The 14,193-nt window shown below is 61.4% G+C and carries 19 protein-coding genes; 12 read left to right on the top strand and 7 right to left on the bottom strand.

Annotated elements, in window-relative coordinates:
* The first annotated feature begins 14 nt into the window (after positions 1 to 14).
* Genes SINAR_RS0118395 through SINAR_RS0118385 form a run of 3 tightly spaced genes read left to right on the top strand, consistent with a single transcriptional unit; the run spans position 15 to position 2,842 of the window.
* Positions 15 to 1,025, top strand: coding sequence for a FecCD family ABC transporter permease (locus tag SINAR_RS0118395; RefSeq protein ID WP_028000436.1), 1,011 nt, complete (start codon positions 15 to 17; stop codon positions 1,023 to 1,025).
* Positions 1,022 to 2,053: a FecCD family ABC transporter permease gene (locus SINAR_RS0118390; RefSeq protein WP_028000435.1), complete on the top strand. Its 1,032-nt coding sequence runs from the start codon at positions 1,022 to 1,024 to the stop codon at positions 2,051 to 2,053. The genes SINAR_RS0118395 and SINAR_RS0118390 overlap by 4 nt, the downstream gene beginning before the upstream one ends.
* A gap of 9 nt (positions 2,054 to 2,062) precedes the next feature.
* The gene (locus tag SINAR_RS0118385; protein WP_028000434.1) at positions 2,063 to 2,842 is read left to right on the top strand and encodes an ABC transporter ATP-binding protein; all 780 of its coding nucleotides are present in this window, start codon (positions 2,063 to 2,065) and stop codon (positions 2,840 to 2,842) included.
* A 218-nt stretch (positions 2,843 to 3,060) separates the two neighbouring features.
* Here SINAR_RS0118385 and hspQ read toward each other — a convergent pair whose 3' ends face one another.
* From hspQ to SINAR_RS0118370, 3 genes are all read right to left on the bottom strand, one after another.
* Positions 3,061 to 3,390 carry a heat shock protein HspQ gene (hspQ, locus tag SINAR_RS0118380; protein ID WP_028000433.1) on the bottom strand — a complete coding sequence of 110 codons (330 nt, stop codon included), beginning with the start codon at positions 3,388 to 3,390 and terminating at the stop codon, positions 3,061 to 3,063.
* A 181-nt stretch (positions 3,391 to 3,571) separates the two neighbouring features.
* Complete coding sequence (glnA, locus tag SINAR_RS0118375; protein WP_028000432.1) at positions 3,572 to 4,981, bottom strand: type I glutamate--ammonia ligase; 1,410 nt, start codon at positions 4,979 to 4,981, stop codon at positions 3,572 to 3,574.
* An 84-nt stretch (positions 4,982 to 5,065) separates the two neighbouring features.
* Complete coding sequence (locus SINAR_RS0118370; RefSeq protein ID WP_003528058.1) at positions 5,066 to 5,404, bottom strand: P-II family nitrogen regulator; 339 nt, start codon at positions 5,402 to 5,404, stop codon at positions 5,066 to 5,068.
* 345 nt (positions 5,405 to 5,749) lie between these two features.
* Between SINAR_RS0118370 and SINAR_RS0118365 the strand changes: the two genes are divergently transcribed.
* Positions 5,750 to 7,234: a bifunctional ADP-dependent NAD(P)H-hydrate dehydratase/NAD(P)H-hydrate epimerase gene (locus tag SINAR_RS0118365; RefSeq protein ID WP_028000431.1), complete on the top strand. Its 1,485-nt coding sequence runs from the start codon at positions 5,750 to 5,752 to the stop codon at positions 7,232 to 7,234.
* Between the two features lie 121 nt (positions 7,235 to 7,355).
* Here SINAR_RS0118365 and gpt read toward each other — a convergent pair whose 3' ends face one another.
* Both gpt and SINAR_RS0118350 read right to left on the bottom strand, forming a co-directional pair.
* Entirely contained in the window at positions 7,356 to 7,853 is a 498-nt protein-coding gene (gpt, locus tag SINAR_RS0118360; protein WP_028000430.1) for a xanthine phosphoribosyltransferase, read from the bottom strand.
* Positions 7,854 to 8,020: 167 nt separating this feature from the next.
* Entirely contained in the window at positions 8,021 to 8,782 is a 762-nt protein-coding gene (locus SINAR_RS0118350; protein WP_028000429.1) for a competence/damage-inducible protein A, read from the bottom strand.
* A 162-nt stretch (positions 8,783 to 8,944) separates the two neighbouring features.
* Between SINAR_RS0118350 and wrbA the strand changes: the two genes are divergently transcribed.
* The 3 genes from wrbA (at position 8,945) to SINAR_RS0118335 (ending at position 10,481) form a co-directional block, all read left to right on the top strand.
* Positions 8,945 to 9,544 (top strand): NAD(P)H:quinone oxidoreductase type IV, encoded by a 600-nt coding sequence (gene wrbA / locus SINAR_RS0118345; protein ID WP_028000428.1) that lies wholly within the window; start codon positions 8,945 to 8,947, stop codon positions 9,542 to 9,544.
* A 389-nt stretch (positions 9,545 to 9,933) separates the two neighbouring features.
* A complete protein-coding gene (locus SINAR_RS0118340) occupies positions 9,934 to 10,176 on the top strand; it encodes a DUF2188 domain-containing protein (RefSeq protein ID WP_028000427.1) in 243 nt (80 codons plus the stop codon).
* Between the two features lie 86 nt (positions 10,177 to 10,262).
* Complete coding sequence (locus SINAR_RS0118335; protein ID WP_028000426.1) at positions 10,263 to 10,481, top strand: hypothetical protein; 219 nt, start codon at positions 10,263 to 10,265, stop codon at positions 10,479 to 10,481.
* 45 nt (positions 10,482 to 10,526) lie between these two features.
* Here the strand turns inward: SINAR_RS0118335 and SINAR_RS0118330 are convergent, their stop codons facing one another.
* Positions 10,527 to 10,766: a hypothetical protein gene (locus SINAR_RS0118330; protein WP_028000425.1), complete on the bottom strand. Its 240-nt coding sequence runs from the start codon at positions 10,764 to 10,766 to the stop codon at positions 10,527 to 10,529.
* A 210-nt stretch (positions 10,767 to 10,976) separates the two neighbouring features.
* Here SINAR_RS0118330 and SINAR_RS0118325 point away from each other — a divergent pair, with 210 nt between their 5' ends.
* The 3 genes from SINAR_RS0118325 to SINAR_RS01000000133615 all read left to right on the top strand — a co-directional run bounded on the left by SINAR_RS0118325 (position 10,977) and on the right by SINAR_RS01000000133615 (position 12,277).
* The gene (locus SINAR_RS0118325; RefSeq protein ID WP_028000424.1) at positions 10,977 to 11,237 is read left to right on the top strand and encodes a hypothetical protein; all 261 of its coding nucleotides are present in this window, start codon (positions 10,977 to 10,979) and stop codon (positions 11,235 to 11,237) included.
* A gap of 224 nt (positions 11,238 to 11,461) precedes the next feature.
* Positions 11,462 to 11,851 carry a YciI family protein gene (locus tag SINAR_RS0118320; protein WP_028000423.1) on the top strand — a complete coding sequence of 130 codons (390 nt, stop codon included), beginning with the start codon at positions 11,462 to 11,464 and terminating at the stop codon, positions 11,849 to 11,851.
* A gap of 237 nt (positions 11,852 to 12,088) precedes the next feature.
* Complete coding sequence (locus SINAR_RS01000000133615) at positions 12,089 to 12,277, top strand: hypothetical protein (protein ID WP_033057499.1); 189 nt, start codon at positions 12,089 to 12,091, stop codon at positions 12,275 to 12,277.
* A gap of 29 nt (positions 12,278 to 12,306) precedes the next feature.
* On the opposite strand, the gene SINAR_RS0118310 is transcribed toward SINAR_RS01000000133615, so the two are convergent.
* Positions 12,307 to 12,516, bottom strand: a complete 210-nt coding sequence (locus SINAR_RS0118310; RefSeq protein WP_028000422.1) for a hypothetical protein — start codon at positions 12,514 to 12,516, stop codon at positions 12,307 to 12,309.
* A 384-nt stretch (positions 12,517 to 12,900) separates the two neighbouring features.
* Between SINAR_RS0118310 and SINAR_RS1000000137830 the strand changes: the two genes are divergently transcribed.
* Together SINAR_RS1000000137830 and SINAR_RS1000000138190 are read left to right on the top strand one after the other, a co-directional pair.
* Positions 12,901 to 13,203 carry a hypothetical protein gene (locus tag SINAR_RS1000000137830; RefSeq protein WP_084617502.1) on the top strand — a complete coding sequence of 101 codons (303 nt, stop codon included), beginning with the start codon at positions 12,901 to 12,903 and terminating at the stop codon, positions 13,201 to 13,203.
* A gap of 795 nt (positions 13,204 to 13,998) precedes the next feature.
* On the top strand, positions 13,999 to 14,121 hold the full coding sequence (locus tag SINAR_RS1000000138190; protein ID WP_272913690.1) for a hypothetical protein: 123 nt from the start codon (positions 13,999 to 14,001) through the stop codon (positions 14,119 to 14,121).
* The last annotated feature ends 72 nt before the right edge of the window (positions 14,122 to 14,193 follow it).

The raw sequence follows: 14,193 nt of genomic DNA, 5'->3' as shown, positions 1-14,193 counted from the left end.
TTTTGGGGAAGCCAGTGACGCCGCGTGGCCGTTGTATCGCTGCAATTCTTCTGGCGCTCTCGGCGGCCGCGCTCATCGGATTTGCGGCGCTGCTCGTCGGCGCCAAGCCGATGAGCGCGGAGGCGGCCATTCATGCCCTTTTTGCGCCCGATCGGGATATCGATGCCATCATCGTATGGACGCTGCGGATGCCGCGCAGCATTGCGGCCTTCATTGCCGGGGCCGCGCTGGCGGTCGCCGGCCTGCTTCTCCAGGTCATCACCCGCAATCCGCTTGCTGCACCGGATCTGACGGGCGTATCGGCCGGCGCCGTGCTGCTGATCGTCTTCACATTCGTCGTGTTCCCGGCGGTCTCGTCGGCAGTCTATCCTTTCATCGGGATGGCCGGGGGGCTGCTCGCTCTTGCACTGACGATCTGGACGGCACGGAGCGGGCGTGCAGCGCCGCCCCATCTGGCGCTGAGCGGCATTACGGTCTCGCTCTTTCTCAACGCGATGACCGCATACATCCTCATCCGCGGTGCGCCCCAGTCGCCTTCCGTGTTGTTTTGGCTGTCCGGAGGCTTCCAGGGGCGTTCATGGCGGCAGGTAAGTTATATGCTGCCGTGGATCGCCATCGGCATAGGCGCAGCACTTGCGAGCCATCGCGTCCTAGGGCTGCTCGCGCTCGGTGACGAGGCGGCCGCGGGCATGGGATTGAATACCGCTCGCTGGAAACTCTTTCTTCTCCTCTGCGCGGCTGCGCTGGTGGCCGGCGTCACGCCGGTTGCGGGGCCGATTGCCTTTATCGGCCTCGCGGTCCCGCACCTCGTTCGTCTCCTGCGCCCTGTGGATGCCGTTTCGGCCATATTGCTCAATGCGTCGCTCGGAGGCGCTATCCTGGTTGCGGCCGACGCATTCGCACGCTCCGCGGCGGCGCCGCGGGAGATTCCGGTCAGCATCTTCACCGCGCTTATCGGCGGACCGGTCTTTCTCTATCTCGTGCAGCGGCGACAGCCTTTGCCGGGCAGGGGAACGGCGCGATGAGCGGACCCATGACAAGATCGGCCCGACCGAAGGGGGCACTGGTCCTTCCGATGACGCTCTCGGCGATGCTGCTGCTCGCTGCTGTCTTTCTCGGTACGGTGGATCTGCCGGCCGAAGATGTTCTCGCGGTCCTGATGGGTAGCGGCTCGGACGATGCGGACCTCATCATCGCCACCATTCGCATGCCGCGCATCGTGACCGGCATGCTCGCCGGAATTCATTTCGCGGTCGCCGGACTCCTGCTGCAGGCGATAACACGCAATCCGCTCGCGGACCCGACAATCCTGGGCATATCGCAGGGTGCGACTCTGACGGTTGCGATCTTCCTGCTGTTCACGGTTTATGGGGCGAGCGCCGATGCGCACACGCTTTACAGCCTGCCATTGCGCTGGCTGCCTCTCGTGGCGTGTGTCGGCGGCATGTCGACCGGATTTCTGGTCTTCAGCCTGGCCATGCGCAATCGCCTGAGCGTCCTGAGGTTGACGCTCTCCGGGATTGCCATAGGCGCGACGCTGCACGCACTGGCGATGGGTCTCGTCGCCGGGTGGGGCAGCGCCCGCTTCGAGATCGTCATGCAATGGCTGTCCGGCAGCCTTTATGCGCGCAGCTGGGAGCATGTGCTCTTTCTGTTCCCATTCACGGTCGCGGCGGCGATTGCTCTGCCGCTCTTGCATCGCTCGATCGACATGCTCCGCTTCGAAGAAGACGTCGCCCGTTCCTTCGGCCTTTCCTATCGACTGCATTTCAGCCTGGTCCTCTTCGCCGCCTGCGGCCTCGCCGCAAGCGCTGTCGGAACCGTCGGACCACTCATTTTCGTCGGCCTCGTCGTACCGCATCTGGCGCATTTTCTCGCCGGGCGGCGTTTCGGCATGGTTATGCCGCTCACCGTGGTCCTCGGAGCATCTCTCGTCACCGGCGCCGACCTCGCCGGCCGTTTACTTGGCCAGGCGGAGGAAATCCCGATCGGGGTCATTACCGCTCTGGCAGGTGCCCCGGCGCTCCTCGTTCTCCTGCGCCGTCGTTCCTGAGGCAAACCGATGATCCTGAAAGCAACTGATGTCGGCGTGAAATACGGTACGCACCGCGCTCTCGAGGCTTTTTCGCTCGGGTTCTCGCCGGGGGAGATCGTGGCGCTGATCGGACCGAACGGGTCAGGCAAGAGCACGGCACTGCATGCGCTCGCCGGCCTGACGAGCCCCGACGAGGGAGAAGTGGTTCTGGACGGGCGGGAAATGAGGTCATGGAAAAGGCGGAGTCTCGCCAAGCGGCTGTCTTTCCTGCCGCAGGCGCCTTACGCGCCGGACGAGATGAGCGTGGAGCAACTGGTTCGCCAAGGGCGTTTTGCCCATGTCGGACTGTTTCAGAGCTTTCGCGGTGAAGATCGCGCAGTCGTCGAATGGGCGCTCGAAAGCACCGGGCTCGGGGACCTCGCCAACCGCGGACTGAAGGAATTGTCCGGCGGCGAACGCCAGCGCGCATGGATTGCTGCCGCGCTTGCTCAGGAAAGCGGCATTCTTGTTCTGGATGAACCCACGTCGTTCCTCGACATCGGTCATCAGGTTGAAATACTGGAACTCATTTCCCGGCTCAGCCGTGAACGCGGCGTTACCGTGATCATCGCGATCCACGACCTCAATCACGCCATGGCCATTGCCGACAGAATTGCGCTTCTGTCTGCAGGGAAGCTGGTGTTCGAAGGCTCACCGATGGCGCTGAGCCTCACCGGTCTTCTCGAAGCGACGTTCAACGTTCGGGGCGAGTTCATCCGGTCCAGCAGCGCGGAAGCGCCTTATCTGCAGATTCGGGTTGGCCGGTAGAGCAATCCAAAGCCTGCCCGGTCGTGATCCTCCGCCTTCTGATCCACGCGCAAGCGTCCAGCTGCGTTATACTATGTGGATGGTGCGGCGGACGTGCAGGGACTGGGTGTAACCCCGCCTGTTTCGATTTTCAGCGGCTCGCGCATGGTTCCCCGGGTCAAGCCCACGAATGAGATCCGAGGGGCAAACCCGGGGATTACCGTGAGGCGCGATTTGTATCAGTGTTGATAAATGGCCTTGGGCTTGTAGTGCCCGGCGTCGGCCCTTTCGAACAAGGCATCTACCTGGGGGTGGCGGACCGGCCTGTCGCTGTCGTCGGAAACGAGGTTCTGTTCCGAAACATAGGCGACGTATTCGCTTTCGTCGTTTTCCGCGAACAGGTGATAGAAGGGCTGGTCCTTTTCGGGCCTGATCTCCTGCGGAATCGCATTCCACCACTCTTCGGTGTTCGCATATTCCGGGTCGACGTCGAAGATGACGCCGCGGAACGGGAACATCCGATGGCGAACCACCTGTCCGATCTCAAATTTGGCGTTTCTTTGTTTCATGACGCAACACATCCTTTCAGACAGTTATCTGGGTTGTCGCATATGGAACATCAAGAGGTGCGCCCATCCGGCGGCGCACCTTCCATCGGCATCGAATTGAATAAAGGCGGGCTTCGATGAAACCCGCCTTCCTCGTTTCATCTTACATGGACAGGACCTGAGGGGACTGTCCGCACCGTCATCACACGGAATAATACATGTCGAACTCGACCGGATGCGGCGTCATTTCGAACCGCATGACTTCCTGCATCTTCAGTTCGATGAAGGAGTCGATCTGGTCGTCGTCGAAAACGCCGCCGGCGGTCAGGAACTTGCGGTCCTTGTCGAGGCTTTCGAGCGCTTCCCGCAGGCTGCCGCAGACCGTCGGGATCTTCTTCAGTTCCTTCGGCGGCAGGTCATAGAGGTCCTTGTCCATGGCCTTGCCCGGGTGAAGCTTGTTCTTGATACCGTCGAGGCCGGCCATCAGCATCGCGGCAAAGGCGAGGTAGGGGTTTGCCGTCGGATCCGGGAAGCGGACTTCGACGCGCTTTGCCTTCGGATTGGTACCGAACGGAATGCGGCAGGAGGCCGAGCGGTTGCGGGCGGAATAGGCGAGCAGAACCGGTGCTTCATAACCCGGAACGAGACGCTTGTAGGAGTTCGTCGACGGATTGGTGAAGGCGTTCAGGGCCTTGGCATGCTTGATGATGCCGCCGATGAAGTAGAGGCACGTTTCGGAAAGACCGGCATACTCGTCGCCGGCAAAAGTCGGCTTGCCGTCCTTCCAGATCGACAGATGCACGTGCATGCCAGATCCGTTATCGCCGAAGACCGGCTTCGGCATGAAGGTGGCGGTCTTACCATAGGCATTTGCGACCTGGTGCACGACATATTTGTAGATCTGCATCTTGTCCGCGTTGCGGACCAGCGCGTCGAACTTCACGCCGAGCTCATGCTGCGCCGCGGCCACTTCGTGGTGATGCTTTTCGACCGTGACGCCCATTTCGGACAGGACGGTGAGCATCTCGGAGCGCATGTCCTGACTGCTGTCGACCGGCGGAACCGGGAAATAGCCGCCCTTGACGCGGGGGCGGTGGCCGAGGTTGCCGGTCTCGTAGTCCGTGTCGTCGTTGGACGGCAGTTCGGAGCAATCGAGCTTGAAGCCGGTGTTGTACGGATCGGCCTTGTACTTGACGTCGTCGAAGACGAAGAATTCTGCCTCCGGACCTACGAACACCGTGTCGCCGATGCCGGAGGCCTTGAGGTAGGCTTCTGCCTTCTTGGCCGTACCGCGCGGATCTCGGTTATAGGCTTCGCCCGAAACCGGATCGAGAATGTCGCAGAAGATGACCATGGTGGACTGGGCGAAGAACGGGTCCATGTGCGCCGTTTCCGGATCGGGCATCAGCACCATGTCGGATTCGTTGATTGCCTTCCAGCCGGCAATCGAGGAACCGTCGAACATGACGCCATCGGCGAACATGTCCTCGTCGACGCAGACGACATCCATCGTCACATGCTGCAGCTTGCCTTTAGGGTCGGTAAAGCGCAGGTCGACGAACTTGACGTCGTTTTCCTTGATCTGCTTCAGAACTTCATTCGCAGTCGTCATTTGTTGCAATTCCCTGTGTGATGACGAGGATGGAAAATGGGGCCGGACGGCCCCCGGATGAGGTGAAATTGCCAGGCGGCGCGATCAGATGGCGTCGAGGCCGGTTTCGCCGGTACGGATGCGGATGACTTCTTCCACGTTGGATACGAAAATCTTGCCGTCGCCGATGCGGCCGGTTTGCGCGGCATTGCGGATGGCTTCGATCACGGCCTCCGCGTTTTCATCCGCCAGCACGACCTCGACCTTCACCTTCGGCAGGAAATCGACGACGTATTCCGCGCCCCGGTAGAGCTCCGTATGTCCCTTCTGCCGCCCGAAGCCCTTGGCTTCCGTGACGGTAATCCCCTGCAGGCCGACCTCCTGAAGGGCTTCCTTCACTTCGTCGAGCTTGAAGGGCTTAATGATCGCTTCGATCTTTTTCATGAGAAAATGTCTCTCCGCTTCTCCCTTTAAAGCAGGTTCTGCCCGCTTGGTCTCCCACTATGCACGTAGCGTGCCACTTTTGTAGAGGCATGACGCACAGATTGCGAAATATCCAGCATTAACGCGATAGGTGCCGATGGGGCCGTGGCTTTCGCAATGGCAGTCTGCCTATTTTTTATGAAGTTTCGGCGTTCGATACCAGCGCACGACGCAGAAGCGCCGCTGTTTCGCACTCGAAGCATGTTATTTGAGCACGTATTGTGTGCAAATGCACATTATTTAGACGTTCCTTTTCCCTCAGCGCTGCCCTTGTCATGCGCTTTCTGTCGCGCTTAGATTGGCTCCATGCCTCAAGCACTTTCGACTATCCTCGTGACCCCGGCGGAAATGACAGAGGTCGACAAGGATGCCGCGCATTCGGGGATCGACAGCTTCTCGCTCATGCGCTCGGCGGGGACGGCCGTAGCGGCCGCCGGCTTGCGGCTTTATCCGGGGGCCTTGCGCTTTGCCGTGCTTTGCGGTCCGGGCAATAATGGCGGCGACGGTTACGTCGCCGCAGCCGCGCTCGCCGCAAGCGGCGCAAGCGTCGCGGTGTTTGCGCTCGGCGACGCAGCCATGCTGAAGGGCGACGCGGCGCTGGCGCGCGATGCCTTTGCGCAGGCGGCCGGTTCCCTCGACGCCTACATGCCGCAACCGGGTGACATCGTCATCGATGCGCTTTTTGGGGCAGGGCTTGCCCGCGATGTGCCGGAGCAGGCGAGGGCTGTCATTGATCGGGTGAATGCAAGCAAAGTACCGGTCGTCGCCGTGGACCTGCCATCCGGCATAGACGGACGGACTGGCGAAATCCGCGGCTCGAGCTTCGTTGCCGCCCATACGGTGACGTTCATGGCAGCCAAGCCCGGCCATCTGCTGATGCCGGGTCGCGCCCGCTGCGGTACGCTCGAAATCTTCGATATAGGCATCCCGGCGAGGATCGTTGCCGCCAGAGCCGGACACTTGCACGTCAATACACCCGCGCTCTGGGAGCAATACGTCGGCGCGCTCGATCCCGCGACCCACAAATACAAACGCGGCCATCTCGCCGTGCTTTGCGGTGGACCGGTGTCGACCGGGGCCGCGCGGCTGTCGGCGGCCGCGGGCCTGCGCGCCGGTGCGGGGCTGGTGACGCTTGCCTCTCCGGCGGAGGCGCTCGCCGTCAATGCGTCTCACCTCACTGCCGTCATGCTCAAGGAAGTCAGCGATGCGGCCGGGCTTGCCGCCTGGCTCAAGGACAGACGGCTGAATGCCTTCGTTCTCGGTCCTGGTTTCGGCGTCGGTGCGAAGGCACGGGACTTCGTGCTCATGCTCTGCGGCCGGGCCCTGGTGCTCGATGCCGACGGGATAAGTTCGTTTCGGGACGGCAGGGAGCGGCTCTTCGACACGATCGCGGCAGAGGGCGGCGAAGTGGTGATGACACCGCACGAAGGGGAGTTCGCCCGCCTCTTTCCCGATATCGCAGCGGATGTCACGCTGTCCAAGATCGAGAAGGCTCAGGCCGCAGCAAAGCTCAGCCATGCCGTAATCGTCTACAAGGGTCCGGATACGGTTATCGCGGCGCCGTCCGGCCGGGCCGCCGTCAACGTCAATGCGCCGCCCTGGCTTGCGACGGCAGGTTCCGGGGACGTGCTTGCGGGAATCATCGGCGCTCATCTGGCGCAGGGCATGCCCGCTTTCGAGGCGGCAGCCGCCGCAGTCTGGCGCCATAGCGAAGCGGGCGTCGGCGCCGGTCGGACGGCGACGGCAGAGAGCCTTGTCGAAAACATCGCGCCGCTTGGAAACAATACCTAGGGCTGCCGGAAAAGTGCGTCACGGCTCCGTCCGGAAACGCGTGGTCCAGAAGGTGAGAGCGCCGTGCATCCAGTCGGCGAACGAAGAACGCTGCTATTCGTTTCAACCGCGCGTACCCTCGTTAGCCGCGCGTACCCTTGGCGATCGGCTCCTGGTAGGCGAAACCCAGGTCCCAGGGGAAGTAGATCCAGGTATCCTGGCTGACTTCGGTAACGAAAGTATCGACAAGCGGGCGACCTTTCGGCTTCGCGTAGACCGCAGCGAAGTGCGCCTTCGGCAACATCGCGCGAACCTCGGCGGCCGTCTTGCCGGTGTCGGTCAGGTCGTCGACGATGAGAACGCCTTCGCCTCCATCCTTCGCGATCTCCGGCGAGATGCTCTTAAGCACCTTCATCTGACCCTGCGTATCGTAGTCGTGATAGGAGGCGATGCAGACCGTTTCGATCATCCGGATGTTGAGCTCACGGCTGACGATCGCGGCCGGAACGAGGCCGCCGCGCGTGATGCAGACCATCGCGCGCCAATCCTGTCCGTTGTCCGCCAGCCGCCAGGCCAGGGCGCGGGCGTCGCGGTGGAACTGATCCCAGGATACAGGAAAGGCTTTCTCGGGAAGAGACATGGCGGACTCCGGCTTCTTGCGCTGTCGGCGATAAGGTTGCTGCAAACCGGCGGTCAACCCGCCGACACGTATTCATGCCTGATGCAATAGCGGCAATGAAGCCGAAAGTGCAAGAGCCAGTCCGGCCGCGAATAGCGCGATTCGCAAGGATTTCGCCGCCGCGGAATTCATGGCCCGCTTTTCCCTCGCGAGCGGCCGATCGCTTCGATCATCGCAATCACTTCCGTTTCTGCGGCCGCAAGCACTGCGGCATCGCGGGCCCGGATAATGATGTCGGTCGAGAAACTCTTGCCGTCGAATTTCGGATAGGAGCCGATGCTCGTCTCGGGATGGTTCTTTTGCACCTGGGTCAGCGGCGCCCCGATGTCGCCCTCGCCATAGGGGGAGCGAACCGTACGTGACTGAACGGGCGTGCCCGTCTCGAGGCTCGGCAGCAAGGCGTCGAGCATCGCCTGGAACACCTGGGGCACACCGGCCATGACGTAGACGTTTTCGATGGCGAAGCCGGGCGCGGTCGACACCGGATTGGGAATGTGGGTCGCGCCATCAGGCATGCGGGCCATCCGCTTGCGCGCCTCGGTGAACTCGATGCCGCGGCGCTCGTACATCGCGGCAAGCAGTTCCATTGCCTTCGGCTCATGGATGCACTCGACGCCGAAGGCCTTAGAAATCGCATCGGCCGTAATATCATCATGGGTCGGACCGATCCCGCCGGAAGTGAACACATGGTGGTAGCGGCTGCGCAGGGCATTGACCGCCTCCACGATTGCGTCCGCGTCGTCGGCAACGATGCGCACCTCGCGCAGGTCGATGCCGACCATCGTCAGCATGTCGGCAAGATGACCGATGTTCTTGTCCTTTGTCCGCCCGGAGAGAAGCTCGTCGCCGATGGCGAGCATGGCGGCGGTGACGATCGTTGGGCTGGTCATTGGTGCTCCGGTCGTACTCGGATCGCGGAACGCGATCACGTCATTGTTAAAGAAAGCTGAACAGTCTGTCGACCGTCCCCGCGCTGGCAGCGCTGTGCGTTTTGATAAATCCTGCCCGCCGCGGCGATCAAGCGGAATTGCCGGACAGGAAGGAGTATCGTTTTGGCTAGAGTACTGGTTCTTTACTATTCGGCCTATGGGCATATCGAGACGATGGCCTATGCAGTCGCGGAAGGTGCGAAATCGGCCGGAGCCGAAGTGGTCGTTAAGCGCGTCCCTGAACTCGTGCCGGAGGAAGTGGCGAAAGCTTCGCATTTCAAGCTCGACCAGCCGGCGCCGGTCGCAACGGTCGAGGAACTGGCGGATTACGACGCGATCATCTTTGGCGCGGGCACCCGCTACGGGACCGTCGCTTCGCAATTGCGCAACTTTATCGACCAGACCGGCGGCCTTTGGGCAAAAGGGAAGCTTGTCGGCAAGGTGGGCTCCGCCTTCACCTCGTCGGCGACCCAGCACGGCGGCCAGGAATCGACCATTCTCGGTCTCATCCCCACGATGATGCATCACGGCATGGTCGTCGTCGGTCTTCCTTATGCCTTCCAGGGCCAGATGGGCGTTGAGGAGGTCAAGGGCGGATCGCCCTATGGCGCCTCGACGATCACGGGCGGCGACGGTTCGCGCCAACCATCTGCGGTCGAGCTCGAAGCAGCCCGTTTCCAGGGAGCACATGTCGCGCGGATTGCCTCAAAGCTTGCAGGCTGACAGCTGCATTCAACCTTCGCGCGCGGCTCCGGAGCGAGCCGCGCGTTGTTCTTGGACCGGGTGGAGGAAGCATGCGCGGTCTGCCCGCAACCTGTTCTCACTCATTGGAAGATCACGCACTTGATGACGGAAACCCGTCGGTAGTCCTTTCGCAAATCTGTCCCAATGGGGCAATTTTGTGTTAACATCCCAGTATCCGGCATCAAAAATGCCCGACAGCGCCGTGTGTCCTTTCAGGCACGTAGGGTCGCTGCAGCACTTTGAATGGCTGCATGTCTTTTTTGGCCGACTTCGATTCAAGCATGCAGCGGCAAGGAGGAGCACAAGGGGCCGCGCCGCGCGGCCCGTCGGGGGCAGGGACTGTCCTTGAATATCTTTGGGAGTGAAGGATGGTGCGTATCACTTATTTCATCGTTCCACACGATGGAGGTTGGGCTTACAAGGCAGCCGACGCATATTCAGAGCCCTTTCCCAGTCGCGAGATGGCGCTAGCGGCCGCAAAGGCAGCAGCTGCCGAACAGCAGGTCGGCGGCGACGACGAGGAAATCAGCTTCCAGGATGAGAAGGGAAACTGGCATTTCGAACATGCCGACGGCGGGGATCGACCGGAAGCAACCGTAGAGGATGGCTGAAGATGTTGTGTTGAGGGCAAATTGCCTTCACGCAGCAGTCCTCGGTCATGCGGTCCCCCGAGGCCACTGAGCGACGGAGAATTTTCATGCACTACAATGTTCAGATCTTCACCTGGACTGCGCGGCAGGGCGTTCACCAGGTCGGATCGGTTATCGAAGTCGACGCGCCCAATCCCAAGGCAGCGGCGATTTCGCTGTTGGGATTGCGGCTTGAAGAGAGCGGCGAGTCGTCGAAGCTGGCGGTCAGGGTGTGGAGGGGCGAAGACGCGCTTAAAGCCGACTGCGACTGTTTCTACTATCATTGAGCCGGTATCCAGGGCCGGCTCCGCGCCGTCGGATGAGCTTCTTGGTCAGGCCATTCTCTTCTGCGGGTGCGCCTGACTGACGAAGGCTTGCCCTGCTCGCAGAAGAAGTTCCTCGTCTCTCGTGCCGGTCTGAAACCCTCGGATCAGCATCCTCCCCAACCGCTGCGCCTGCGCGCTGTCGCGCGGCCATCGATATTCGCGGCACAACGTGTCGAACACGCGCTGCAGCACGTCGAGGTCTTCGGGAAGCAAGGCGAGGCCGCCGAACGCCTGCAGTGAACGCACGCCACCCTCCGTCGCAAATGTAAGGATGCAGTGTTAAGCCCTGCACTACCTTGCCACCGACGCACAGCGATTGAACCCCTGGCGAATCAGGGGTTGCGAGAATTTTTCCGCGCAGTGCGTTTGCCGGCTGTCGAAATGGCGCGCCGGGCCCAAGAGGAACCTTCAGAAATGTGCGGGGTTGAACTGGCGAAACCGGAAAGGAGCGAGCTCATGAGCAATCCCAAATACGACGACCTGACCGACCAGCCGATGCCGTCCCCCACCTGGAAACCGGAGCCGAAAGAAATGGACATGGAGCCACGGCCGCTCCCGGATCAGGCGGCGGAGTCCGGCACCGAAGACCCTGATGCACCGCCAGCCAGGAGCGGACAGTCCGCAAAGAGAGAGGAGCCGGCCCAAGGAGCAGGATCGGACAATCCGACCCATCACACCGGCCGCGTCCCTCCCAAGGTGACCGACGGACAGCTTTGAGCAGGCGAATCCAGGCGTACCGAAGGCGCCTTGCCGGACCCACCCCGGCGGCCATGCCCGACAGCCGCTGGGCTTGATCGCGTGCAGCAGAAGCGATTTAATCGCCGCGGTCGTGAGTTACGATCTCGGAAGGGTTCATCCCGCTGAGCGCTCGCAACCGTGCGACTGTTTCATTCATGTCCTGGTGCCGGCCCCGGCGCTGTATGCGGGTTTGGGGGATATCCATGTTCTACGCCATATTGGCCTATCATGAGGAAAATGTCGTCGAATCCTGGACCAGGGAGGAGGATGACAAGCTGATGGGCGAACTGCTGCAGGTCAACAATCGCCTCGTCCGGGCGAAGCGCCTGGGGCCAGCCGCGCGACTTGGCGCGACCAGGGACGCCGTGACATTGCGGGGAGATGGAGAGGGGATGATCATCGACGGCCCCTTTGCCGAAACCAAGGAGCAGTTGCTCGGCCTCTACGTGGTCGATTGCCCGAGCCTTGAAGTCGCTGTCGAGACGGCGCGCGAATTGCGCCGCGTCAACCCGACCGCAGTATACGAGATTCGGCCGATTTCGCTCTATCTGCCCGGTGCGGCGCTTTCGGCACCCGAGGAAGACCCGGAGTGAGTTGGTGACACCGCACGGCCGCAAGACATCCTGACCGAACTGCCTATGGGCTCGACTTCAGGCTGCGGAGCGGAGGCGACAAAGCTAACGCTGACGGTTGTCGAATCGACATTCTCATCTTCTCTTTGCGGCCATGATCGCCTTCCCGGCAGGTCCGCACCCAACCCTGCTGAGGTTCCCGCCCTTGCCGCGGCGGCTTTGGCGCCTATCCTTCAAGGTGAGCATGGAAGGGAAGGCATGGCCGACGACCTGAAGAAGAGAGACCTGCACCGGAATCCCTGTTCCGCCCCGGAGCACAGGGCCTCACGCACCTCAAAATCGGGGCTCGGGACGCGGCTGGAGGTACAGGGTGCCATCCGCCAGGCCGATCCCGGCCGCATGAAGGCGCTGGATTATCTCAGCAGGCGCTGGTTATCAGGCGGTTAGCCTATGACAGGCCAGTCGGCTCCAACAGCTCAGATCATTCTGCCCACCTCGGCGGGCTGGCACCGCCATCTTTTGACCCTCAGAGCCGGGTGTTCCGCCGACCATTGGGCGATGTACGTCATGGAGCGGAACAGGCATTGCGTCAGAGAGCCGGATTCCTGCAATTGCAGGCTCTCCTCACGGCATGCTTCGGGTGAAGAAATCAGACATACGGTCATTACCAGGGTGATCAGCGTCATCAGAATGCCCCCGCAAAGTTCAGAACGCCCTAATAAAGCAATAGGTGAAAGTTACGCTCGGCAGAATGACCAATACTGGGCTCGTCCGGCCTAATTTCGCTCGGGATGGTTGGTGACGCTAAGAGAAGGTCGTGGTTTTCGTCGGTCTCCTGCCGATCGCAGAGATCGAGGATCGTGCAGCGATGGATAGCGGCAAGTTGCGCGAAGCGCCGTCCTGGGAGCGTGCCGGTACGACCGTATATGCGCTCCAAAGCAGGAACTCAGGATTGAGCCGGACCCCCATACAGCTCTCTCTGGTTCTATACCGTACCCTATATGTTCAACGCCGGGCTGCGGTGGCAATCTCTACGGGTGTAATCAATGCAACGTTAAGGGGAGACGTTCATGCCCGAAGTACCACACGAACCGCCATCAAAGAGCGACGAAGATCGGCGAGAGTTTCTGAAAAGTTGCGGTCGGTTCGCCATTGTGACACCGCCTGCAGTAACGATGTTGCTTTCCACAAGCCTGACGTCAAACGCAATCGCCAAGTCCGGTGGCGGCGGCGGAAAGGTTAAAGGCAACAACGGCTGGGGTAACGGCGCAGATCCAACGAACCCCGGCAGCTCCCATGGCAAGGGCGTGGCCCGAGGCGGCCGCGGCGCGGGACAGTCACAAGAAAGCTCCAAGACCGGCCGAGGTCGGTAAGCCAGTCCGCTTGACGCCTCCCGATAAAATTGGTGTCGTCTCTTGCGCCGTGCGTCATTTCAGACGCACGGCGCTTTCGCATGGCGTAAAACCCTGGCACTGCGCCTGCGATCCCGCTGGACTGCCTGGAAACGCCGTTCGCAAAACATTCCCTTGAATGAATCGACTAAGTATTTGATTTAGGCTGCGGGCGGACGCGGCGACACTGGTAGACGCAAGGGACTTAAAATCCCCAAAGCGTCCCTTCCACCAAGGCAATCATTCCCCAAAGCACTGAAATTTAAGCCTGATCCCTAAGGGGTTCGGGCCGTTTCTGATTTCTCTCCACTGAGGCAGGGATTTTGGTGACAAGGGACCTCCTGTGACAATCCTCCTGTGACAACCAAGGAAATGACCATGAACACGCCCTCTCTCTTCAAGTTCAAGGACACGGATATTCGCACGGTACGGCTCGACGACGGGCCGTGGTTCGTGGCCAGTGATGTCTGCTCCAGCCTCGACATGGACCTCCACGCCGGGACGAGCCGCTGGTTGGCAGGTATTGGGGCGCACGTCGTACATCCCACCGACCGCTCGTGTTCGCGCCGTCCTGGCGCAGTGTCGGATCGACAGCAAGGACCCTGCGCGGCCCTTCGGTGACCTGAACCTCGACACATGCCGTCGCCACCTGAACGTGGTCTACGAGAAGCTCGGCGGCAAGTACGCGAAGTTCTCACAGCCGTTCCACATCTTCCGGCAGACCTGCGCGTCACGTTTGGCGATGGCGGGATCGACGCCAAGCGGATCATGGAATGGATGGACCACTCGAACCTCTCGGTGACCCAGCGGTACATGAAGCTGTCGCCCTCGGCCCTCGACGACGTCGCAGCGGCGCTCGAACCGGCTGTCCCGAAGCTCCCGGTGGTCGCCAACGACTGACCCCCTCGGCACCTTCCCAGAACTCGAGCCTCGGCAGCTTCGCCGGGGCCTTTTTTGTCTTGCCAGCCCCGC

The sequence above is a fragment of the Sinorhizobium arboris LMG 14919 genome, from assembly GCF_000427465.1.
GTDB classification, from domain to species: domain Bacteria; phylum Pseudomonadota; class Alphaproteobacteria; order Rhizobiales; family Rhizobiaceae; genus Sinorhizobium; species Sinorhizobium arboris.
The sequence above is the reverse complement of the archived record's forward strand: the minus strand, read 5'-3'. Positions and strand labels throughout refer to the sequence as shown.

Bases quoted from the DNA above. Each gene is read 5' to 3' on its own strand.
- SINAR_RS1000000138190 (WP_272913690.1), top strand. From the start codon at position 13,999: ATGGACCACTCGAACCTCTCGGTGACCCAGCGGTACATGAAGCTGTCG.
- SINAR_RS0118320 (WP_028000423.1), top strand. From the start codon at position 11,462: ATGTTCTACGCCATATTGGCCTATCATGAGGAAAATGTCGTCGAATCC.
- SINAR_RS01000000133615 (WP_033057499.1), top strand. From the start codon at position 12,089: ATGGCCGACGACCTGAAGAAGAGAGACCTGCACCGGAATCCCTGTTCC.
- SINAR_RS0118335 (WP_028000426.1), top strand. From the start codon at position 10,263: ATGCACTACAATGTTCAGATCTTCACCTGGACTGCGCGGCAGGGCGTT.
- SINAR_RS0118390 (WP_028000435.1), top strand. From the start codon at position 1,022: ATGAGCGGACCCATGACAAGATCGGCCCGACCGAAGGGGGCACTGGTC.
- hspQ (WP_028000433.1), bottom strand. From the start codon at position 3,390: ATGAAACAAAGAAACGCCAAATTTGAGATCGGACAGGTGGTTCGCCAT.
- glnA (WP_028000432.1), bottom strand. From the start codon at position 4,981: ATGACGACTGCGAATGAAGTTCTGAAGCAGATCAAGGAAAACGACGTC.
- SINAR_RS0118385 (WP_028000434.1), top strand. From the start codon at position 2,063: ATGATCCTGAAAGCAACTGATGTCGGCGTGAAATACGGTACGCACCGC.
- SINAR_RS0118350 (WP_028000429.1), bottom strand. From the start codon at position 8,782: ATGACCAGCCCAACGATCGTCACCGCCGCCATGCTCGCCATCGGCGAC.
- SINAR_RS0118310 (WP_028000422.1), bottom strand. From the start codon at position 12,516: ATGACGCTGATCACCCTGGTAATGACCGTATGTCTGATTTCTTCACCC.
- SINAR_RS0118370 (WP_003528058.1), bottom strand. From the start codon at position 5,404: ATGAAAAAGATCGAAGCGATCATTAAGCCCTTCAAGCTCGACGAAGTG.
- SINAR_RS0118325 (WP_028000424.1), top strand. From the start codon at position 10,977: ATGAGCAATCCCAAATACGACGACCTGACCGACCAGCCGATGCCGTCC.
- SINAR_RS1000000137830 (WP_084617502.1), top strand. From the start codon at position 12,901: ATGCCCGAAGTACCACACGAACCGCCATCAAAGAGCGACGAAGATCGG.
- SINAR_RS0118365 (WP_028000431.1), top strand. From the start codon at position 5,750: ATGCCTCAAGCACTTTCGACTATCCTCGTGACCCCGGCGGAAATGACA.
- gpt (WP_028000430.1), bottom strand. From the start codon at position 7,853: ATGTCTCTTCCCGAGAAAGCCTTTCCTGTATCCTGGGATCAGTTCCAC.
- SINAR_RS0118340 (WP_028000427.1), top strand. From the start codon at position 9,934: ATGGTGCGTATCACTTATTTCATCGTTCCACACGATGGAGGTTGGGCT.